The sequence below is a fragment of the Photobacterium sp. HL06 genome, assembly GCF_059552575.1.
Genome location: NZ_CM183915.1, coordinates 1,961,731 through 1,978,482 on the forward strand (window position 1 = coordinate 1,961,731; position 16,752 = coordinate 1,978,482).

The following is a 16,752-nucleotide window of genomic DNA, read 5'->3' on the forward strand; positions in this document are numbered from 1 at the left end:
GTGTCGATCGTTATAGCAAAACACTCACAATGAGGTGAATGGATTAGGTCTATGCAGCAAAGTCGAAAAATACCTGCCAAAGTCATTATCGTCACAGTGCTTGCCATGCTGGCGTTTGCCGGGAACTCCTTGCTCAATCGGGTTGCCCTTCTAAGTACTGATATTGATGCAGCAAGTTTTACCTCTGTTCGTTTGATTTCTGGGGCCGTTATATTGTGGTTGATCACACACCTAAAACCCAGCCAGGAACGATCAGAAGGAAGTTGGCTGTCTGCGCTTGCCCTGTTTGTGTATGCTGCGGGGTTTTCCTTTGCCTATATAAGCCTGCCTGCTGCCACTGGGGCGCTGCTACTTTTTGCTGCCGTCCAAACAACTATGCTGGGTTATGGGCTCTGGCAGGGTGAGCGCCTGTCTGCTATTCAATGGTTGGGCTTTATTCTCGCAATATGCGGGCTTGTTGGTTTATTGTTACCAGGCTTGTCGGCACCCCCATTGATTGGTTCAATATTAATGTTGTCGGCAGGTATTGCATGGGGGATCTACTCGTTGCGAGGTAAAGGTGTTGTGGATCCAGTTCTGGCAACGACGGGTAATTTTCTTCGCGCTGTACCATTTACCTTGGTATTGAGTATTGTGATGTTCGGCAGTCTGACCCTTGATGCTACTGGTATGGGGTATGCGATCCTCTCGGGTGCCTTAGCCTCGGGAATTGGCTATGTGATGTGGTATAGCGTACTTCCCGCTCTGCAGGCGACGACGGCTGCTACCGTACAGTTAAGCGTTCCTGTGATTGCTGCAATTGGCGGGGTGCTTTTTCTTGGAGAGGCGATTTCGCTGCGCCTCGTCTTGGCTTCAGCTGCGATTCTTGGTGGCATTGCACTGGTGCTACGTCAAAAAGGGCAGTGAGATCGTAATGATAAAAAGCAGCTCATAACAAGCTGCTTTTTAATAGGTAATATTGATTGGCTTACTCGATTAAAGCGCTGTTTCCAAAATCGCTCGGCTGTCAGCAATAGTAATAGTGCCGTGCTCGCCCAGTGTTTTCATACCGTGTTTTTCCAGGCTGGTGATTAGGGTATCAATCGATGACGCATCAAGATTGATATCAGTCAGGCTGGTTGGTACTTCCATTTGCTTGAAGAAAGCAATGGTTTGGGTAATAGCCGCATCGATACGTTCTTCAACGGAGCCTTCGGTTATACCAAAAATACGCTCGCCGTATTGAAGCAGTTTGGCTTCTTTGTCTGTACGTCGTTCCTGCATAACAGCCGGTAGAACGATACTCAAGGTACGGGCATGGTCGATACCGAAGTTACCGGTCAGCTCATGGCCAATCATGTGGGAGGCCCAGTCTTGTGGGACTCCAACACCAATAAGACCATTGAGCGCTTGCGTGGCCGACCACATGATGTTGGAACGTACATCGATATCATCTGGTGTTGCCAGCGCTTTAGGGCCTTCTTCAACCAGAGTCAGCAGCAGCCCTTCAGCGAAGCGGTCTTGTACCTTGGCGTTTGTCGGGTAAGTTAGGTATTGCTCCATAACGTGAACGAAAGCATCAACGACACCATTTGCTACCTGGCGCGGTGATAGGCTTAGGGTTGTTTTTGGATCGAGTACTGCAAACGAAGGACGAACCAGAGGTGACATGAAAGCCAACTTGTCTTTGCCGCGAGAGACAACAGCGCCCATATTGTTTTCAGAACCCGTTGCCGGTAACGTCAATACACATGCAAGTGGCAGGGCTGCTGATACTGTCTCATTGTTGGCGAGAATGTTCCATGGGTCTTCACCTTGGTAGCTTGCAGCTGCTGCGATGAATTTCGTACCGTCGATAACTGAACCGCCGCCAACAGCTAGTAGGTAGTCAAAGCCTTCTGATTTGATCTTCTCTACTGCTTTCATCAGTGTGTCGTACTGTGGGTTTGGTTCAACGCCTGCGAACTCGCCCCACTGGTGATCAGCTAGCGCAGTCGCTACCTGCTCGTAGACACCATTGCTTTTAATCGATCCGCCACCATAGATAACCAGAACCTTTTTTTCTTTCGGAATATCGTTGGCGATGGCTGCGATCTGGCCTTCACCAAAATGAATACAGGTAGGATTTTGATAAGTGAACTTATTCATCATTGTGCTCCGGTGAGAGTATTGCGTAGCAATCCGGCTGGGAGACTTCTGATCCCAGTCAGTCTAAATTGAAATTAGGCGCCGTACTGCTGATGTTTGATACCGGCTAGTCTATGTGACATCAGACCTCTGGTTAATACACGATCCTATTTAAAGCTTGCCTAATTCTACTTTTAAAGTTGAAATGCTTGTATTCACGACCTCGATGGGGATGATGTTACTATCGGGAGGAAGCATGAAAGATACAGTGAATTTGGCCACTTCGGTATGTGAGAAGTACGGCCTGGATAAACAATCGGGGCTGGTGGAGACTCATATTCCTGGGGTGAGGCTGTTTAGGATCACTAAATATCATAGAGTTACCCCTCAGATGTATCAGCAGGGTGTGGTTGTGATTTTTCAGGGAAATAAAGTGGGGCATCTGAATGACTATCGCTTCGAATACGATACCAACCATTGTCTGATTGTGGCAACACCATATCCGATTGCCTGTGAGACCTTTGCTTCTGAGGACTCGCCGTTGATCGGCATTGATATTGAGTTTGATCTTACCGTGATCCAGCAGCTTGTTGAGATGTTGGAGCAATATGGTGGAATAGATGTATTTAAGGCGGATCCGAATGGCCGTGGAGTGGCAGCCGCACGGATCACGCCTGCCATAACAAGCTGCATGTCGCGCTTGCTACAGGTACTGCATAACCCTCTTGATTCAACCGTGTTGGGCCCGCAGATATTGCGTGAGTTTTTCTACCTGTTATTACAGGGCCAGCAAGGGTATTTACTTGCCCAATACTGTAAGCAAGACAGTGCATTGTCACGAGTGTCTAAAGTTATCACCCATGTGCAGGCTCATTATGAGCAGAAGCTAGCTATCGATGATCTTGCCGATATGGCAGGAATGAGCGTTTCAGCTTTTCACCGTGCCTTTAAACAAGTCGTGACCGATCCGCCCCTGCAATACATTAAGAAAATCCGCCTGAATAAAGCGAAAACCCTGATGGTGCAAGACGGCATGCCAGCAAATGTTGCTGCCATAAAAGTCGGCTATGAAAGTGCTACGCAATTTAGCCGTGAATTTAAGCGGTATTTTGGGCTGCCGCCGAGCAAAGCCGCTGAAATCGGCTTTTTTCAGTAAAGGCTATTATATTTTATGTTGTATTAGGTTGGTGTGTATTGGTTTGATTTTTTCCTACAATGGTGCAGTGGATGCACCATTGTAGGGTGTATTAATAGTGTCGATAATCATAATTTTTTAAAATTCTGTTGTTAGCTTGAAAGCCAGTAAATATTCTGATTACCCCCTTTATTTCTAATCATAAACACTATAGTCCGCTGTCATTATTTGATGATTTTTGGCGTGATACTTGCCTTGTATTAATAACATACTTTGCACGTAACATCTTTGGCGCCCCTCCTGGCGCCATTTTTTTATTTGTCATAAGAAGGATGAATAGGGTAAAACGATGCATCTTGAGGCCCCTTGGGTATTAAGCTATGAGCCGAGTGGAATTTGCGCCCCTTAGGGGTCGGGCTCTTAACCGTGCAGCCTGCCTCTTTTTCGCTCACGTTTTTTGCTGTATTGATGCTGGCCACCGTCACATTTGATGGTTTTATGGCGACGCCTCTCTGGGCAGATATCGTGCAGTGGGTTTTATACTCCCAGCCGTTGCGATCACTGCTGGTCGCTTTGCAGCCCCTGTTCGGTGATGCCCCTACTGTTATAACCTCCCTCGGAATGGTACTTTTTTCGCTGTTGTTTGTTGGGGTCTACTTACTCTTTTGTGCCTTGATGAAATGGGCGGTGGGGAGTGTCATCATTAATCCCAGCATTGGCGATGTAGCGGGTAATTTTGTACTGACCCTGATCCCCATCGCGCTGGCCTACCACTTGGCACACTATCTGTCGTACCTACTGATTGTCGGGCAGTACATGATCCCATTGATCTCCGACCCTTTTGGCTATGGCTGGGATCTATTCGGCACCAAGCTTTATTTTATCGATATTGGCATCATCAACGCACGCCTAGTGTGGATCATCTCAGTGGTTGCGATTGTTGTTGGCCATATCTTTGCAGTCTTTCTCGCTCATGTGATGGCACAGCGGATGTTCCGCGAGCCTAGTTTGGTGTTGCGTAGCCAGATCCCCCTGTTGGTATTGATGGTGAGTTATACCATGGTCAGCTTATGGATATTGGCCCAGCCTATCGTCGAATGATCATTTTTCCTGTGCAATTTTCTGAACATTTACTTATCCAGATTGGTATTAGATATCCAGTGCTAGCTTCTTCGTTTTCGCGCGAGAGACACATGGGCACATTAATTGTTGCTCGTCACGTTCATGGCTAGAGAGAGCAGAATCACGGTGTTCAACTTCCCCTGCTGTAACTTTTATCGCACAGGATTTACAGTTTCCGGCCTTGCAGCTGTATGGCGCATCAATGCCTTCCTCTATCATTGCATCTAGGATGCTCTGGTCAGGGGCGACTTGGATTATCACCCCGGAACGAGCCAGTTCGACTTGAACCGGTTTTGCATTTTCAGATATCCCAGCTTCAAAGCGTTCAAAACGCACGCGGTCTGCATCAATACCTGTGGTTTTGGCTGCGGTAATTACGTTATCGATAAGGCGTGACGGGCCACAGACGTAGATCACGGCATCTGCCGGAGCTGAATTCAGGAGGCCTTCAACGTTAAGGCGCTTGTCATCAGCTGAGCTGTACACTGTAATACGTTCGCCAAATTCTCGCTGTAGTCGATCGCGGTAGGGCATGTCGTTTAGACTTCGGCCTGCATAATGTAGCTGCAAAGCCGTGCCTCGTGACGCGAGTGTCTGAGCCATTGCTTTGATCGGGGTGATCCCAATGCCGCCAGCGATCAGCACTGCTGGGCGGTTGTCGCTGTGCAGGACAAAATGATTGGCTGGCAGCGGAGTGCGAATGGTTGTACCCAGCTGGTAGCTATTATGCACGGCCTGGGAGCCGCCGCTACCTTCTTCTTCCTTAAGGACGGCAATCTCGTAGGCATCCCGGCGAGCAGGATTGGAGGCTATGGAGTAATAGCGTGTAGTGATCTCGCCATTTTTAAGTTGGACTGGCACTTGCAGGTGAGAGCCGGCTTCAAACGGTGGCAGATCACCGCCATCTGGATCGCGTAGCTCATAAGCTCGTACTCGTGGGGCCAGCTGTCGAATACCACTGATCACCAGTTCGAGTTCGCCCTCACCAAGAACGTCCGGTTGGCTATTATTGCTGATGTTAGAACTTGCCGCTTTTAGCCGCTGGTTTTCTTCGACCAGGGGGACAATTAACGCGTCTACCTCGGCTTCGGTGAAACGTGGAGTAATATGTTGCGGACAGTTCCAGTCGAAGGCTTCGATGTTGATAATAAAGCCACGCTCAATACGAGCACGATAATGATCATCTTCTAGCAGGGCGAGTGTCTCGGGATCATCTTGCCCAATAATACGAACCCGGCCGAGCATTTTTAGGCGGGTACGGTTTGGGTAATCCATAAAAAATAGCGAGACCCGGTCATCGTTCAGGAAGTTGCCTGTACTTACGTACTGTCGGTTGCCGGAATAATCAGCAAAGCCGATGGTGCGAGCATCTAGTACTTTCATAAATCCTGCAGGACCGCCTCGGTGCTGTACGTAAGGCCAGCCAGTTTCACTAACACTGGCCATGTAGAAGCTATCGCGGGCATTAATAAACGCAGCTTCACGTTCGCTGAGCAGGTTGTTGTAATCAGGCCCTTCGTCCATCTGCGTGTAACCTTCACGGCTGCCATTAGCAGCCTGGATTTCACGAACTGTCTGAGTAAATGCGATTTCAGCAAATTTGTGTCCCATGGTTCAGTCCTCGCAGGAGTTGTCATTAATGCTGGAAAAGAGGGCGCCGCGTGAGGTAAGCCTGTTGCGGCGCAATTGTTATTTAGGATGCCTGGCGGAGCTCCACTTTCGGAAAGTCGATATCAATACGGCTTGCCTTGCCTAGGATATTGGTCAGAACATTCATGCCGACATGAGTGATGATTTCAACGATGTCAGACTCGCTGTATCCGGCGTTGCGAACAGCCTGAAGCTCTGCTGAGGTGACTTCACCGTTATGCTCAGCCAGGGCACGAGCAAATTTCACAGCGGCAGCGGCTTTTGCATCCTGACTGGTGCCTGCTCGGTTGGCTTCAATTTCGGCGCTATTGAGACCGGCCTTGAGGCCAATGGCAGAATGGGCCGAGACGCAGTACTGACATTCGTTTTGCTGTGCTACTGCCAGGGCAATCCGCTCGCGAGTTTGTGCATCTAGGCTGCCTTCGCCAGCAATACCATGGAGACCAAGGAATGCACGTAGGGCTGCTGGTGAGTTAGCAAATACTTTGAGAAAGTTGGGCACCATGCCTAGTTGCGCTTGAATGGCATCCAGAAGCTCAAGTTGTTCGTTGTTTGCGTTGTTGCGCTCGATTACGTTAATGCGGCTCATGTCAGTTTCCTCACGTTTGTTTGGGGCTTGATGCGTCTTGCATCGTGTGAGTTAACTATGGGTGATTCCGTTAAATTAAAGAATAATCTAAAATTACAATTCATTATTTCGTTTAGTGGAATTATATATGGATCGCTTTCACCAGATGCAGGTGTTTCAGGCTGTGGCTGAGGAAGAAGGTTTTGCTTCGGCAGCCCGGCGCCTGAAGATGTCCCCGCCCGCTGTTACCCGCGCCGTGGCAGCGCTTGAAGATCGCCTTGGGGTTAAGTTGCTGAGCCGTACAACGCGTTATGTACGTGCCACCGAGGCGGGTCAACGTTATCTGGAAGATGCCCGCCGTTTATTGGCTGAGGTTGAAGCGGCCGATGAAGCAGCAGCCGGTATTAATGCTGAACCTAGAGGGCATCTTGCCGTTACAGCCCCTGTGCTGTTTGGTCGGATGTTTGTGATGCCGGGAATCGTTGAGTATTTGAAATGTTATCCAGAAATGGAAGTGGATGCTTTGTTCCTTGACCGGGTTGTGAGTTTGGTAGAAGAAGGCTTGGATGTGGGCGTGCGTATCGGTGATCTGCCGGATTCAAGCATGCGTGCCCTGAAAGTGGGGGAGGTACGTATGGTACTGGTTGCGTCGCCTGAATATCTAGAGCGTCATGGGGTACCTACCGAACCCCATGAGCTACAACAGTGCTCTGTTATCGCCTCAAGTGCCGGTAACTTTGCGGTGGGGTGGCGTTTTAAATATCCCGTTGGTGAGCAGTCGGTGCGGATAAAACCGCGTTTAACGGTAACAACTAATGATGCTGCTATAGAAGCTTCGCTAGAAGGGCTGGGGATCACCCGGGTGCTTTCGTACCAGGTTGCAGACCAGTTGGCTGATGGCCGTTTACAAGTGCTGCTACCTGAGTTTGAACTGCCTCCTCGGCCAGTACATATTGTCCACAGGGAAGGGCGTTATGCATCCGCTAAGGTGCGGGCTTTTATCGATTTGCTCGCACAGCGGTTGCGGAATGAACCGGCACTTATTTGTTGATTTTGTTACAAAGGCTTGGTCTGGATCGGGTCGTCTAGTATCCTACGTCGCCGCACTAGCGGCCGAATTGTTTCACACTCACCTAGTAAAGGAAAAAGTAATGGCACAGAAATTTTATGTTGTATGGGTTGGGCGTGAAACAGGCGTATTCACAAACTGGGACCAGACTAAACAGTTAGTCGATAAGTACCCAAAGGCAAGGTATAAGTCTTTCAAAACGAGAGAAGAAGCTGAGAAAGCATACAGTTCTGGTTTTAAGTCCACGAAATCAAACAATTCTGGTCAAGCGGCAAAGAAGAGAGTGGGAGCAACGTCTGCGAAGAAATCGGAGGCGCCAGCGGTTATCAAACCAGAGCCGTCAGACTTTGATGTGAATATTTATTGCGATGGAGCCTGTGATCCTAACCCGGGCAAAGCGGGCTCTGGCATTGCTGTATACAGTGATGATCGCCTGACCGAACTTTGGTACGGCTTGTATAATCCCAACGGTACAAATAATACCGCGGAGTTGAATGCCCTTTATCAGGCACTGCTTATCGCCAAGGAGAATCTAGACAAAGGCAAAACGGTCCAGGTATTGAGTGATTCTAAATATTCTATTAACTGCATTTCTGTGTGGGCATTTAACTGGAAGAAAAAAGGTTGGATGCGCAAAGAAAAGGGAGATATCAAAAACCTGGAAGTGATTCAGGCATCGCACGAGCTATACCTCTCCCTTAAAGACACAATGACGTTATCTCATGTCAAAGGTCATGCCGGAATCGAAGGAAATGAGCTAGCCGACCGGATGTCTGTACTGGCTGTTGACCGGCAAGATAGGGATTTTTGTCGCTATACTGAGGCTTTGGATATTGATGCAATACTTGCTTTAAGGGCAGGTTAACCTTTCCATTTCTGATAATGGTGTATGGAGCTGACTTACAACTTAATTAATTGTTAATCGGCGCCAGTGGAAAGTCATCTCGACAGCTTGTTCTGTTCACACAGTCTGTTGTTTGGGATTCTATTTATTGATCTGCTGTCTGTTTTTTCAAATAAGTGATTCACAACCGCGTCGCTGTTATTCATTATGGGTTTAGTTGCTTATTGCTATTCCAGTAAGTAAAAGCGACTTATTTTCTCATTAGAAAGCAGAGGCGGAGCTCATAACCATGGTTATACAGGTATTCAAAAAGCGACTGCAGCACCTGCATGCTTCAGACATTCGAGGTGTTGGTCAATTAGCGACTCAAGCCACTATGAGTGTGACCCGTATTGCCGAGGGTGTGCACCAGTCGGTTTGGAGTACGTTGGGGATGCCTGGCGGTAACGAGCCGGGCCGAACAAGAGGCATTACCGGGCTGGTTTACAAGAGTATCTACACGGTTACGCAGATGGTGGGTAACGGTGTCGATATGGTACTTGAAAAACAGCACCCTTTGCTGGAATCCCTGGATAAAGAAAAGCCTGAAACACCAGAGCGTGTAGCCGTGCTGTCGGCACTGAATGGTGTGATGGGCGATCGCCTGGTGATGAATAATAACCAATTTGCGACTCCGATGACGTTTTACTATCAGCGGGAAGCATTGAATTGGCAGGCTTTCCCTCCAATGCCTGAAGCAACGAGCAAGGTGCTGTTGATGATCCATGGTTTGTGTATGAATGACATGCAATGGAGTACCGAGCATGACGGTAACGAGGTTGATCATGGTCAGGCACTGTCTTCTGCACTCGGTTATACACCCATCTATTTACGTTATAACTCCGGATTGCATATTTCTACCAATGGACGAGAGTTAGCTGACCAACTAGAGCGGTTAGTTGACAGTTGGCCGACTCCGATTGAAGAGCTGACAGTTGTTGCCCATAGCATGGGGGGCTTACTAACACGTAGTGCTGTGATTTATGGCAAGCAGCAGACTTTGCAGTGGCCAGCATTGTTGAAAAATATTGTGTTCCTGGGGACACCGCACCACGGGGCTCCATTAGAGCGTGCTGGCAATAAACTCGATGTGATATTGGGCTGTACCCCTTACACGGCTCCTTTCTCGCTACTTAGCAAGCTTCGTAGCTCGGGTATTACTGATTTGCGTTATGGCCACGTGGTTGATGAAGACTGGCAAGGTACTGACCGCTTCGAAAGTAAAGCCGATGAGCGGCAATTGAGCCCTTTACCTGAAGATATAGCGTGTTACACAGTGGCGGCGACGATGGCCACTAAGCGTAGTCTCTTAGCTGAGCGTTTAATTGGTGATGGTCTGGTTCCCTTGCGCAGTGCTCTTGGGCTGCATGATGAGGATGATCGCGGCTTGGTGTTTGCAGACACATCACAGCAGGTTTTTTATCAAATGAATCATATGGAACTGCTCAGTAGTCCTGAGGTTACTCGCCAGTTGGTGGAGTGGCTGGGGGAAGGTTAATCGCTCTGATAGCATCCGACAGAAATCAGTATGAACGGAATATTGTATGGGTCTACACTCAAGAGAACATCACTGCGATCGAGCTTAACGTCGTGGAGGTAACGCATGAGTGCGGGTTATTGGGCAGGTTGGAAGTGGTATCTGAAAATGACCATATTTGCCTTGCTGTGTTGGGCTTATATACCGTTGGTCTTCGCTGACTCTGCTGATGCACGTTGTGATATTTACCCGTCTGGTTCGGACAAGCCTTCTGCCCAGTATTTTTGCGTTTTTTCTCAGCGTCAGGGTTATATTACTATCGATCGTGCTGACGGTGTCTACTATGACTTCACCCCGATTGGAGATGATCCCGGCAATTATAGAGATAGCCAGGGGCAGCCCGTATATCGACAATCAGGTCTAGGTCAGAAAGGACTTATTTTCCAGCTTAAAGAAGAGTCTGTGTATGTGTATTGGGATACCTCGGGACTAGAGTAAAGCCGCAAGTCCTTTGATAAAAAGCGAGATAATAGCTATTTCGCTTTTTTTGGGGCTAGAAAATACTCACGCTGGCTGTTTTTTAGAAAAATACCGCCGATTTAGATAGAGTGTATCGGCGGCATTTGGCGTTATGATAATTTCCTGTTACTCAATTTGCCCTCGTATTTCTCCTGGTGGGTTGGCTGGGGTGTGAACATTAATATAATGTCCACCGCTCAGCAGTTGGGTGGCAGTGTCATCATCAATTTCGGTGTCATCTGGCGTCATCCAAGCGGCAACATCGTCCATGTCTTGAACTAGGCCAACCACCACATCGCCGTTCTCGCCTGCAGCCCCTTCGTGGACATGGGCAGCTACGGCATCATCAACCCCAGAAGTTACAACTCTAGCCTGGAGTATATTGGTCTTCTCATTGAAGGTGGCGTAACCACTACCGAAGGCTTCTGTCTCTACAGGTGGAACCTCCTGCGTACTATCTAGTGGAAAGGTAAATAAAGTGAAGTCCGAGGTTAGTACTTGCCCTCGAATTTCGCCCGGTGGGTTGGCCGGAGTATGGACATTGACATAGTGACCGCCGCTGAGAAGCAGTTCGACGACATCGCTACCCAAAGTGGTCCCTTCCGGGCTGGTCCATTTTGTTGCGTCTTCTTGGTCTTGCTCAAGAGTGACCACGACATCTCCATTCTGTCCGATAAAACCTTCGTGAAGATGGGCTGCAACGGCGTCATCAGCGCCTGTTGTCAGTACTTTGAGATCCACTTCTTCGGTTGAGCTGTTATAGGTCAAATAGCCATAGCCACTGGCTTGAGTATTGACGGCAGGTACTTCTTGCTCACCATCTAATGAGAAGGTAATTATTGTGAAGTCATTACTCAGGATCTGGCCGCGTATCTCCCCGGGAGGGTTAGCAGGGGTATGGACGTTAACATAGTGTCCACCACTAATCAGGCGTAGAGCGGTTGCTTCATCCAAAATAGTTTCTTCTGGGGTCATCCATACTGAAGGGGAGTCTCCCTGAACCAGAGCAACGACGACATCACCGTTCTCACCAATAAAGCCTTCGTGGATATGTGCAGCTGAAGCATCCTCCGCATTTTCTGTGTTGACGGTCAACTCAACGGCGAAGGTTTCGGTATTGACGGCAGCATAACCGTGGCCTGAGGCGTCAGAGTCAACAGGTGGCACTTCCTGTGAACCATCGAGGCTGAAGGTGACGACTACGATATTGCTGTCGACAATCTGCCCCCTGACTTCGCCCGAAGGATTATCAAGAGTATGTACATTGATATACCACTGGCCAGCGAAGAGTTCATCAGCTTGTTCTTGGGTGATTTCCGTCGCAGCGACCGACATCGTGCCATCACCATTATCGACAAACTCAAAAGCGACAGGGCCATTGGCACCAATACCACCTTGGTGGATGTGCGCAGCCTGTACATCGGGTACCATACTGATATCTAGCTCGGCACTGAGTGTAAATGTAGTTTCATCCTCCATATCTGGAGGTGTATTTCCGTCTTTGTCCTTATCTCTATATTGGCTTTTCTTTTTAGAGTCCAAGTCTAAATCTAGATCCAAATCTAAATCTTGATCATGGTTTTTATCATCACCACTGCCTACCAATAGCGTTACTATGGCTGTCGCCTGTGACTCTGTGACAACTGGCGGGACTTCCTGATTACCAGAGAGGCTAACGTCGAAAGTTAGTTCCTCCTCCTGGCAGCCAAGCAGAGGAAACAAGGCTACTATGGCAATAAAACAGAAGTTTTTACTCATTATTAACTCCTAATGGCGGTATTAATACCAAAAGGAGTGTAGTCAGAGTGGGGGTTCTCAGTATTGATTCTAAGTCTTACTACTGAGCTTAGTATCTTGGTTGTGAGTGGTTAGCCAAAACATGAGAGTAAAGACAAATGTTTATCATTCTGACTGTTGAGTATCTTTTTTCGTACTGGTGATAAAGTAATTGGTAGAGGGTGTTGGCTTCGAATTATTAGCTGAATGTTTGTTCATAACCGATAGTAACATTTCATTTTGAACCTTTATCGAGGTCGAACGTGAGCTTGTCAACGAAGCCTTGTCGGTGGCTGGAAGAATATGTGTCAATTTTTTGTTGGGTAGGGAGTAAGCAGAAGTGTGAGGTACAATAAACACTGTCTTTATGGTATTGCGGATGTGATATACGCCACGTTTCCTATAGAAATGTTATATCATTGTTGGTATAAGTATTCTTTCTCTTTATTCGTACGTTTCTCTCGGGTATGTTCTGCCTTGCACTGGCGTGTCAATTATTTGGCTTCATATACAATTAGAGATAACTTATGTTTGTTTCAAAAAAACGACATCAAGAAGAGCTTCAAACTTTAAAAAACGAACATTTGATGCAAGTTGAAGAACTCAATTTTCAGTTAAAATCCATACAACAAGAACTCATTATTGCGAAAAAAGAGCAAACCGAACAGGCATCACATATAGCATTATCATCAGAGTTATCTGAGCATCAGCACCAAGGCAATGAGTTACTTGATGATATACGGGGAAGCTTAATTGCAAGTGCTGAACAGCTTCAATCTGAAGAACAGGAGTTGTCAGCCTTAACTGAGATATTTAGCCAGACACGAGATGCGGTCGAGCGCCTAAATAGTCGAACAAGTATGATTGTTCAGCAAGCTGAGCATAGCCGGGAACTGGTTACTCAGTTGGATGATTCTACTGCTGGTATTAATAAATTCCTTGAAGTTATCAGGAGCATATCCGATCAGACTAATCTATTGGCGTTGAATGCAGCGATAGAGGCAGCCCGAGCGGGTGAGTCGGGAAGAGGGTTTGCTGTCGTCGCTGATGAAGTGCGAAGCTTAGCGGCGACGAGTACAGAAGCTAGCAGTAATATTGATACTTTGGTAACTCAGGTTAAATCTCTAACGGAAGGCCTTAAGCGAGCGAACGAAGAGAACCTGACAAGTGTTGATGAAGTATCATGCAGTAACCTTCAAATTAGCACGGTGATCGAACAGGTGCTCTCAAGCAGTACCAATATGCGTAAAGTCATTGAGTCGACGTCGGTGCGAGCTTTTCTTGAAACAGTTAAACTAGATCATACTGTTTGGAAGAACAATATCTATGCTCGAATTGCATCGGGTAATTTCGGCAAGGTGAACTGTCATACTGAATGCCGTTTGGGTAAGTGGTATTTCGAAGGCGCAGGTTATGAGCATTACCGGCATCTTGATGTTTTTGCTGCTATCGATCAGCCGCATAAAGAGGTTCATGATATGGGACAGCAAGCCTTGAATGCCAAAGAGGTTGGTGATCTCGACTTATTGCTAACATCAACGGCGAAAATGGAAAGAGCCAGTAAAAAGGTCGTTGAGTTCATTGATGAACTTATTTGCCAGACGACAGCCATTAATTGAGATGATTTCTAGCCTTATTGTTTTCGTTGTGTGTGAGCTTTGTTAGCAGGCCGGAAATATAATAATTTCCTGCTGTCTTTCCATATCGGAAAGACAGCAGGCGCTAAGCTCGTTAATTTAGCCTTGATGATATTTTGTGATTGGCCTTTCTGATGAGTTTGTAAGCTCTTCATCGGGCCAAGGCAGAGAACGTTGCTTATTTTTTTCTATTTTAGCTAGCCAAATTAGTGGAACCACAATCAAAGCTGTTCCTATAAGCATGGCCATATCCGGTACTTCATCGAACCACAGCAAGCCCACTCCAACCGCACCAAGTAGGCCACTGTATTCTGCGCTGGCGATTTTATTACTTTCTGCCGAGCGGTAGGCAACGACGCAGATCCCCGCATAGATGAGAATCAAAGTACTAGATCCTGCTGCTGTAAGTAGAGGTTTCCAGTCCCAGGCTCGGCCTTCCCATAATGCCAACCCGAGTGATGCGGGGATGCCTGCAAGGTTTGTCAGCAATAATGTCTGTGCAACAGTCTGATGCTTGGGAAGTTTTCGGATTAGTAAGTTATTGCCCGCAATGGTAAATGCCACAATGAGTGCCGCTAGCGCTGCCCAGTCGATTTCTGTCGGCCTGATGATGATCAGAACACCCAAAAAACCGAATATTCCGGCAGCGATGGAGTGCCGGGTCAGCTTTTCTTGAAATAGTAACATTGCTAATGGCAGCATCATTAAAGGTGCTGCGTAGAAGATTGCATTCGCTGTTGCCAGTGGCATAGTGCTGATCGCGAATACCATGAATACTGCACCTACCAGCCAAATATGCGCACGCAGGGCATGCCATTTTAGTCCGTCCCTAAAACTTTCCTTACTTGCACCAAGACAAAATGGCATCAGAATAGCGACAGCAGTTAGCTGACGAAAAAAGACAAATTGAAAAACAGCGACATCATTATCCAGTGTTTTGATAAGAGCATCGGAAAAAACGGCAACCAAGTTACCGACAATGAGAAGGCTCATTGCCAACCCAACAGACATTTTAGGCATTATGCTGCTCCTGTCGAAGACTGAAGCTTGTTCAGTAGTGAGAGTGTTAGTGTGATTGACAAAGCATAAAGCATGATTTGAGATGATGTATAATGATATATATTTTCTTAGTATGAGTTTAACTAGTAATGAAGCTACCCCCGCTTCGGGCTGTGCAATGCTTTGAGGCGGTAGCCCGGCTAAATAGCTTTTCAAATGCGGCAGAGACCCTCAATGTGACTCAAAGTGCGGTGAGTCATCAGGTGCGATTGCTTGAAGACTACCTTGGTGAATCGCTGTTTGTCCGCCAGGGACGGTTATTATCGTTGACCCCATTAGGTGAGCAATATTTTGAGGCGGTGAGCCAATCGTTGCAAAATATCTCACATGCTAGCCAGCATATTCGAGAAGGTGAAAGCGGGAAGATCCGTTTGGCTCTATATAGCTCATTAGCCGTGAAATGGTTGATCCCCAGGCTTGAAAGCTTGAGGCAGCTACACCCGGAAATAGCATTGACCTTGAATATGGTCGCTGATGAACCAGAGATGAGTGATCAGGTTGCAGATTGCTTTATTACCGTTGTTCAGCCTAAACATAATTATGTCGGGGATTTTTTGTATACCGAAAAGCTGTATCCGGTCTGTAGCGGTAAGTTATGGCAGCAAATCCAAGATCAGCCCTTGCCAGAAGCATTATGGCAGCACCCGTTGCTGTCGGTTGAAGCAATCTTCAGGGAGAGAGGAAAGGATTGGCAGGTATGGTGCCAACGTGGTGGTTTCGAGTTGCCAGAGACGGCTAATATGAGTTATTTCAGCCATATGTTATTAGCAGTAGAAGCAGCCCGTTATGATCAAGGTATTACCTTCCTCAATAATTACCTGATGACAGAGCAGGATAGGCAGCAGGATTTAGTACGTATTCCGATGCATGACCTACCAACGGGTGATAGTTTTTATTTCGTTTATAAAAAAACACGGGCCAACCAGCCAGAAATTGTAAAGCTGGGACGATGGCTGAAGCAGCAATGTTATGAGCAGGATATTGATTAGCTTAAGTTGAAGTGAACGGCAGATCCTTGAAATGGGATATGGTAATAAAAAGCCTCCGCCTGGAGGCTTTCAATCATTATTTTTTAGATTTTGCATTGTTCAAAATTTCTTTGATACGTTTGTTCGATACACGTTTAGCCATAAATAAACTCCTTTTCAAAGATTACATACACCACAGGACTTAATAAGGGCCTTAAGCTGGGAATTGCTAGTGACACTGTCACTTTTCGAGCTCTAGCTTTTTAAGTGGTTCATTCCCTTGGTTCAATAGAGCTCATGGCCTGAAATTTAATATACTGAATTGACAGTCTTTGTGAACCTTGGAGGAGGGGATTTCAGGTATAATGACATTGTCAAAAAGTGGTACAAATTAGTGATTTGTATGCGCTAATGTGCACATTTGTTGTGGTTGATTTTGTAAAACAAGTGATTGGTGGATTTTTCACTAGCATTGTTTCATATCATTGTTGTTTCATCCTTATTCTTGAAATGTGAAGTTGCCCGTATTTTCAGCTCTGCGTCAAAAGGAGAAAGTCTATTTATTCAAAGCAAACTGTCAGCTCTGATGTTTTTAAACTCTCTGTGATTATTGTCTGTTCAAACAGGTACTTGTTGTGAAAATCACTCTTTACAGGATCTATTTCGAACCGTATTATTCGCCGCACTTACGGAGAGATGGCTGAGTGGTTGAAAGCACCGGTCTTGAAAACCGGCATACGTTTGTAGCGTATCTAGGGTTCAAATCCCTATCTCTCCGCCAAT

The 16,752-nt window shown here is 46.9% G+C and carries 14 protein-coding genes, 1 tRNA gene and 1 pseudogene; 11 read left to right on the forward strand and 5 right to left on the reverse strand.

Annotated features, from left to right (window positions below; translation table 11 throughout):
* The first annotated feature begins 51 nt into the window (after positions 1 to 51).
* Positions 52 to 906 (forward strand): DMT family transporter, encoded by an 855-nt coding sequence (locus AC51G0_RS26760; protein WP_496302607.1) that lies wholly within the window; start codon positions 52 to 54, stop codon positions 904 to 906.
* A gap of 69 nt (positions 907 to 975) precedes the next feature.
* Here the strand turns inward: AC51G0_RS26760 and AC51G0_RS26765 are convergent, their stop codons facing one another.
* Positions 976 to 2,127 (reverse strand): iron-containing alcohol dehydrogenase, encoded by a 1,152-nt coding sequence (locus AC51G0_RS26765; protein WP_496304217.1) that lies wholly within the window; start codon positions 2,125 to 2,127, stop codon positions 976 to 978.
* A 235-nt stretch (positions 2,128 to 2,362) separates the two neighbouring features.
* Between AC51G0_RS26765 and AC51G0_RS26770 the strand changes: the two genes are divergently transcribed.
* Positions 2,363 to 3,262, forward strand: coding sequence for an AraC family transcriptional regulator (locus tag AC51G0_RS26770; RefSeq protein WP_496302608.1), 900 nt, complete (start codon positions 2,363 to 2,365; stop codon positions 3,260 to 3,262).
* A gap of 405 nt (positions 3,263 to 3,667) precedes the next feature.
* Positions 3,668 to 4,342 carry a hypothetical protein gene (locus AC51G0_RS26775; RefSeq protein ID WP_496302609.1) on the forward strand — a complete coding sequence of 225 codons (675 nt, stop codon included), beginning with the start codon at positions 3,668 to 3,670 and terminating at the stop codon, positions 4,340 to 4,342.
* A gap of 48 nt (positions 4,343 to 4,390) precedes the next feature.
* On the opposite strand, the gene AC51G0_RS26780 is transcribed toward AC51G0_RS26775, so the two are convergent.
* Together AC51G0_RS26780 and AC51G0_RS26785 are read right to left on the reverse strand one after the other, a co-directional pair.
* Positions 4,391 to 5,974: a 2Fe-2S iron-sulfur cluster-binding protein gene (locus tag AC51G0_RS26780; protein ID WP_496302610.1), complete on the reverse strand. Its 1,584-nt coding sequence runs from the start codon at positions 5,972 to 5,974 to the stop codon at positions 4,391 to 4,393.
* A gap of 82 nt (positions 5,975 to 6,056) precedes the next feature.
* Positions 6,057 to 6,602, reverse strand: a complete 546-nt coding sequence (locus AC51G0_RS26785; RefSeq protein WP_496302611.1) for a carboxymuconolactone decarboxylase family protein — start codon at positions 6,600 to 6,602, stop codon at positions 6,057 to 6,059.
* A 127-nt stretch (positions 6,603 to 6,729) separates the two neighbouring features.
* On the opposite strand from AC51G0_RS26785, the gene AC51G0_RS26790 reads away from it, so the two are divergent.
* The 4 genes from AC51G0_RS26790 (at position 6,730) to AC51G0_RS26805 (ending at position 10,508) form a co-directional block, all read left to right on the forward strand.
* Positions 6,730 to 7,632 carry a LysR family transcriptional regulator gene (locus tag AC51G0_RS26790; protein WP_496302612.1) on the forward strand — a complete coding sequence of 301 codons (903 nt, stop codon included), beginning with the start codon at positions 6,730 to 6,732 and terminating at the stop codon, positions 7,630 to 7,632.
* 100 nt (positions 7,633 to 7,732) lie between these two features.
* Positions 7,733 to 8,515 carry a ribonuclease H family protein gene (locus AC51G0_RS26795; protein ID WP_496302613.1) on the forward strand — a complete coding sequence of 261 codons (783 nt, stop codon included), beginning with the start codon at positions 7,733 to 7,735 and terminating at the stop codon, positions 8,513 to 8,515.
* 268 nt (positions 8,516 to 8,783) lie between these two features.
* Positions 8,784 to 10,031 (forward strand): esterase/lipase family protein, encoded by a 1,248-nt coding sequence (locus tag AC51G0_RS26800; RefSeq protein WP_496302614.1) that lies wholly within the window; start codon positions 8,784 to 8,786, stop codon positions 10,029 to 10,031.
* Between the two features lie 105 nt (positions 10,032 to 10,136).
* A complete protein-coding gene (locus tag AC51G0_RS26805) occupies positions 10,137 to 10,508 on the forward strand; it encodes a hypothetical protein (RefSeq protein WP_496302615.1) in 372 nt (123 codons plus the stop codon).
* Positions 10,509 to 10,655: 147 nt separating this feature from the next.
* Here the strand turns inward: AC51G0_RS26805 and AC51G0_RS26810 are convergent, their stop codons facing one another.
* The gene (locus AC51G0_RS26810) at positions 10,656 to 12,287 is read right to left on the reverse strand and encodes a CHRD domain-containing protein (protein WP_496302616.1); all 1,632 of its coding nucleotides are present in this window, start codon (positions 12,285 to 12,287) and stop codon (positions 10,656 to 10,658) included.
* Between the two features lie 962 nt (positions 12,288 to 13,249).
* On the opposite strand from AC51G0_RS26810, the pseudogene AC51G0_RS26815 reads away from it, so the two are divergent.
* Together AC51G0_RS26815 and AC51G0_RS26820 are read left to right on the forward strand one after the other, a co-directional pair.
* Positions 13,250 to 13,510, forward strand: a pseudogene (locus AC51G0_RS26815) (methyl-accepting chemotaxis protein); the annotation flags it as partial.
* A gap of 36 nt (positions 13,511 to 13,546) precedes the next feature.
* On the forward strand, positions 13,547 to 13,924 hold the full coding sequence (locus tag AC51G0_RS26820; protein WP_496304218.1) for a CZB domain-containing protein: 378 nt from the start codon (positions 13,547 to 13,549) through the stop codon (positions 13,922 to 13,924).
* Positions 13,925 to 14,041: 117 nt separating this feature from the next.
* On the opposite strand, the gene AC51G0_RS26825 is transcribed toward AC51G0_RS26820, so the two are convergent.
* On the reverse strand, positions 14,042 to 14,962 hold the full coding sequence (locus AC51G0_RS26825; RefSeq protein WP_496302617.1) for a DMT family transporter: 921 nt from the start codon (positions 14,960 to 14,962) through the stop codon (positions 14,042 to 14,044).
* A gap of 128 nt (positions 14,963 to 15,090) precedes the next feature.
* On the opposite strand from AC51G0_RS26825, the gene AC51G0_RS26830 reads away from it, so the two are divergent.
* Together AC51G0_RS26830 and AC51G0_RS26835 are read left to right on the forward strand one after the other, a co-directional pair.
* A complete protein-coding gene (locus AC51G0_RS26830) occupies positions 15,091 to 15,990 on the forward strand; it encodes a LysR substrate-binding domain-containing protein (protein WP_496302618.1) in 900 nt (299 codons plus the stop codon).
* A 669-nt stretch (positions 15,991 to 16,659) separates the two neighbouring features.
* A tRNA-Ser gene (locus tag AC51G0_RS26835) sits at positions 16,660 to 16,750 on the forward strand.
* Positions 16,751 to 16,752 lie beyond the last annotated feature (2 nt).

Coding starts and splice junctions, on each gene's coding strand:
- AC51G0_RS26760 (WP_496302607.1), top strand. CDS start 52: ATGCAGCAAAGTCGAAAAATACCTGCCAAAGTCATTATCGTCACAGTG.
- AC51G0_RS26765 (WP_496304217.1), bottom strand. CDS start 2,127: ATGAATAAGTTCACTTATCAAAATCCTACCTGTATTCATTTTGGTGAA.
- AC51G0_RS26770 (WP_496302608.1), top strand. CDS start 2,363: ATGAAAGATACAGTGAATTTGGCCACTTCGGTATGTGAGAAGTACGGC.
- AC51G0_RS26780 (WP_496302610.1), bottom strand. CDS start 5,974: ATGGGACACAAATTTGCTGAAATCGCATTTACTCAGACAGTTCGTGAA.
- AC51G0_RS26785 (WP_496302611.1), bottom strand. CDS start 6,602: ATGAGCCGCATTAACGTAATCGAGCGCAACAACGCAAACAACGAACAA.
- AC51G0_RS26790 (WP_496302612.1), top strand. CDS start 6,730: ATGGATCGCTTTCACCAGATGCAGGTGTTTCAGGCTGTGGCTGAGGAA.
- AC51G0_RS26795 (WP_496302613.1), top strand. CDS start 7,733: ATGGCACAGAAATTTTATGTTGTATGGGTTGGGCGTGAAACAGGCGTA.
- AC51G0_RS26800 (WP_496302614.1), top strand. CDS start 8,784: ATGGTTATACAGGTATTCAAAAAGCGACTGCAGCACCTGCATGCTTCA.
- AC51G0_RS26805 (WP_496302615.1), top strand. CDS start 10,137: ATGAGTGCGGGTTATTGGGCAGGTTGGAAGTGGTATCTGAAAATGACC.
- AC51G0_RS26810 (WP_496302616.1), bottom strand. CDS start 12,287: ATGAGTAAAAACTTCTGTTTTATTGCCATAGTAGCCTTGTTTCCTCTG.
- AC51G0_RS26820 (WP_496304218.1), top strand. CDS start 13,547: ATGCGTAAAGTCATTGAGTCGACGTCGGTGCGAGCTTTTCTTGAAACA.
- AC51G0_RS26825 (WP_496302617.1), bottom strand. CDS start 14,962: ATGCCTAAAATGTCTGTTGGGTTGGCAATGAGCCTTCTCATTGTCGGT.
- AC51G0_RS26830 (WP_496302618.1), top strand. CDS start 15,091: ATGAAGCTACCCCCGCTTCGGGCTGTGCAATGCTTTGAGGCGGTAGCC.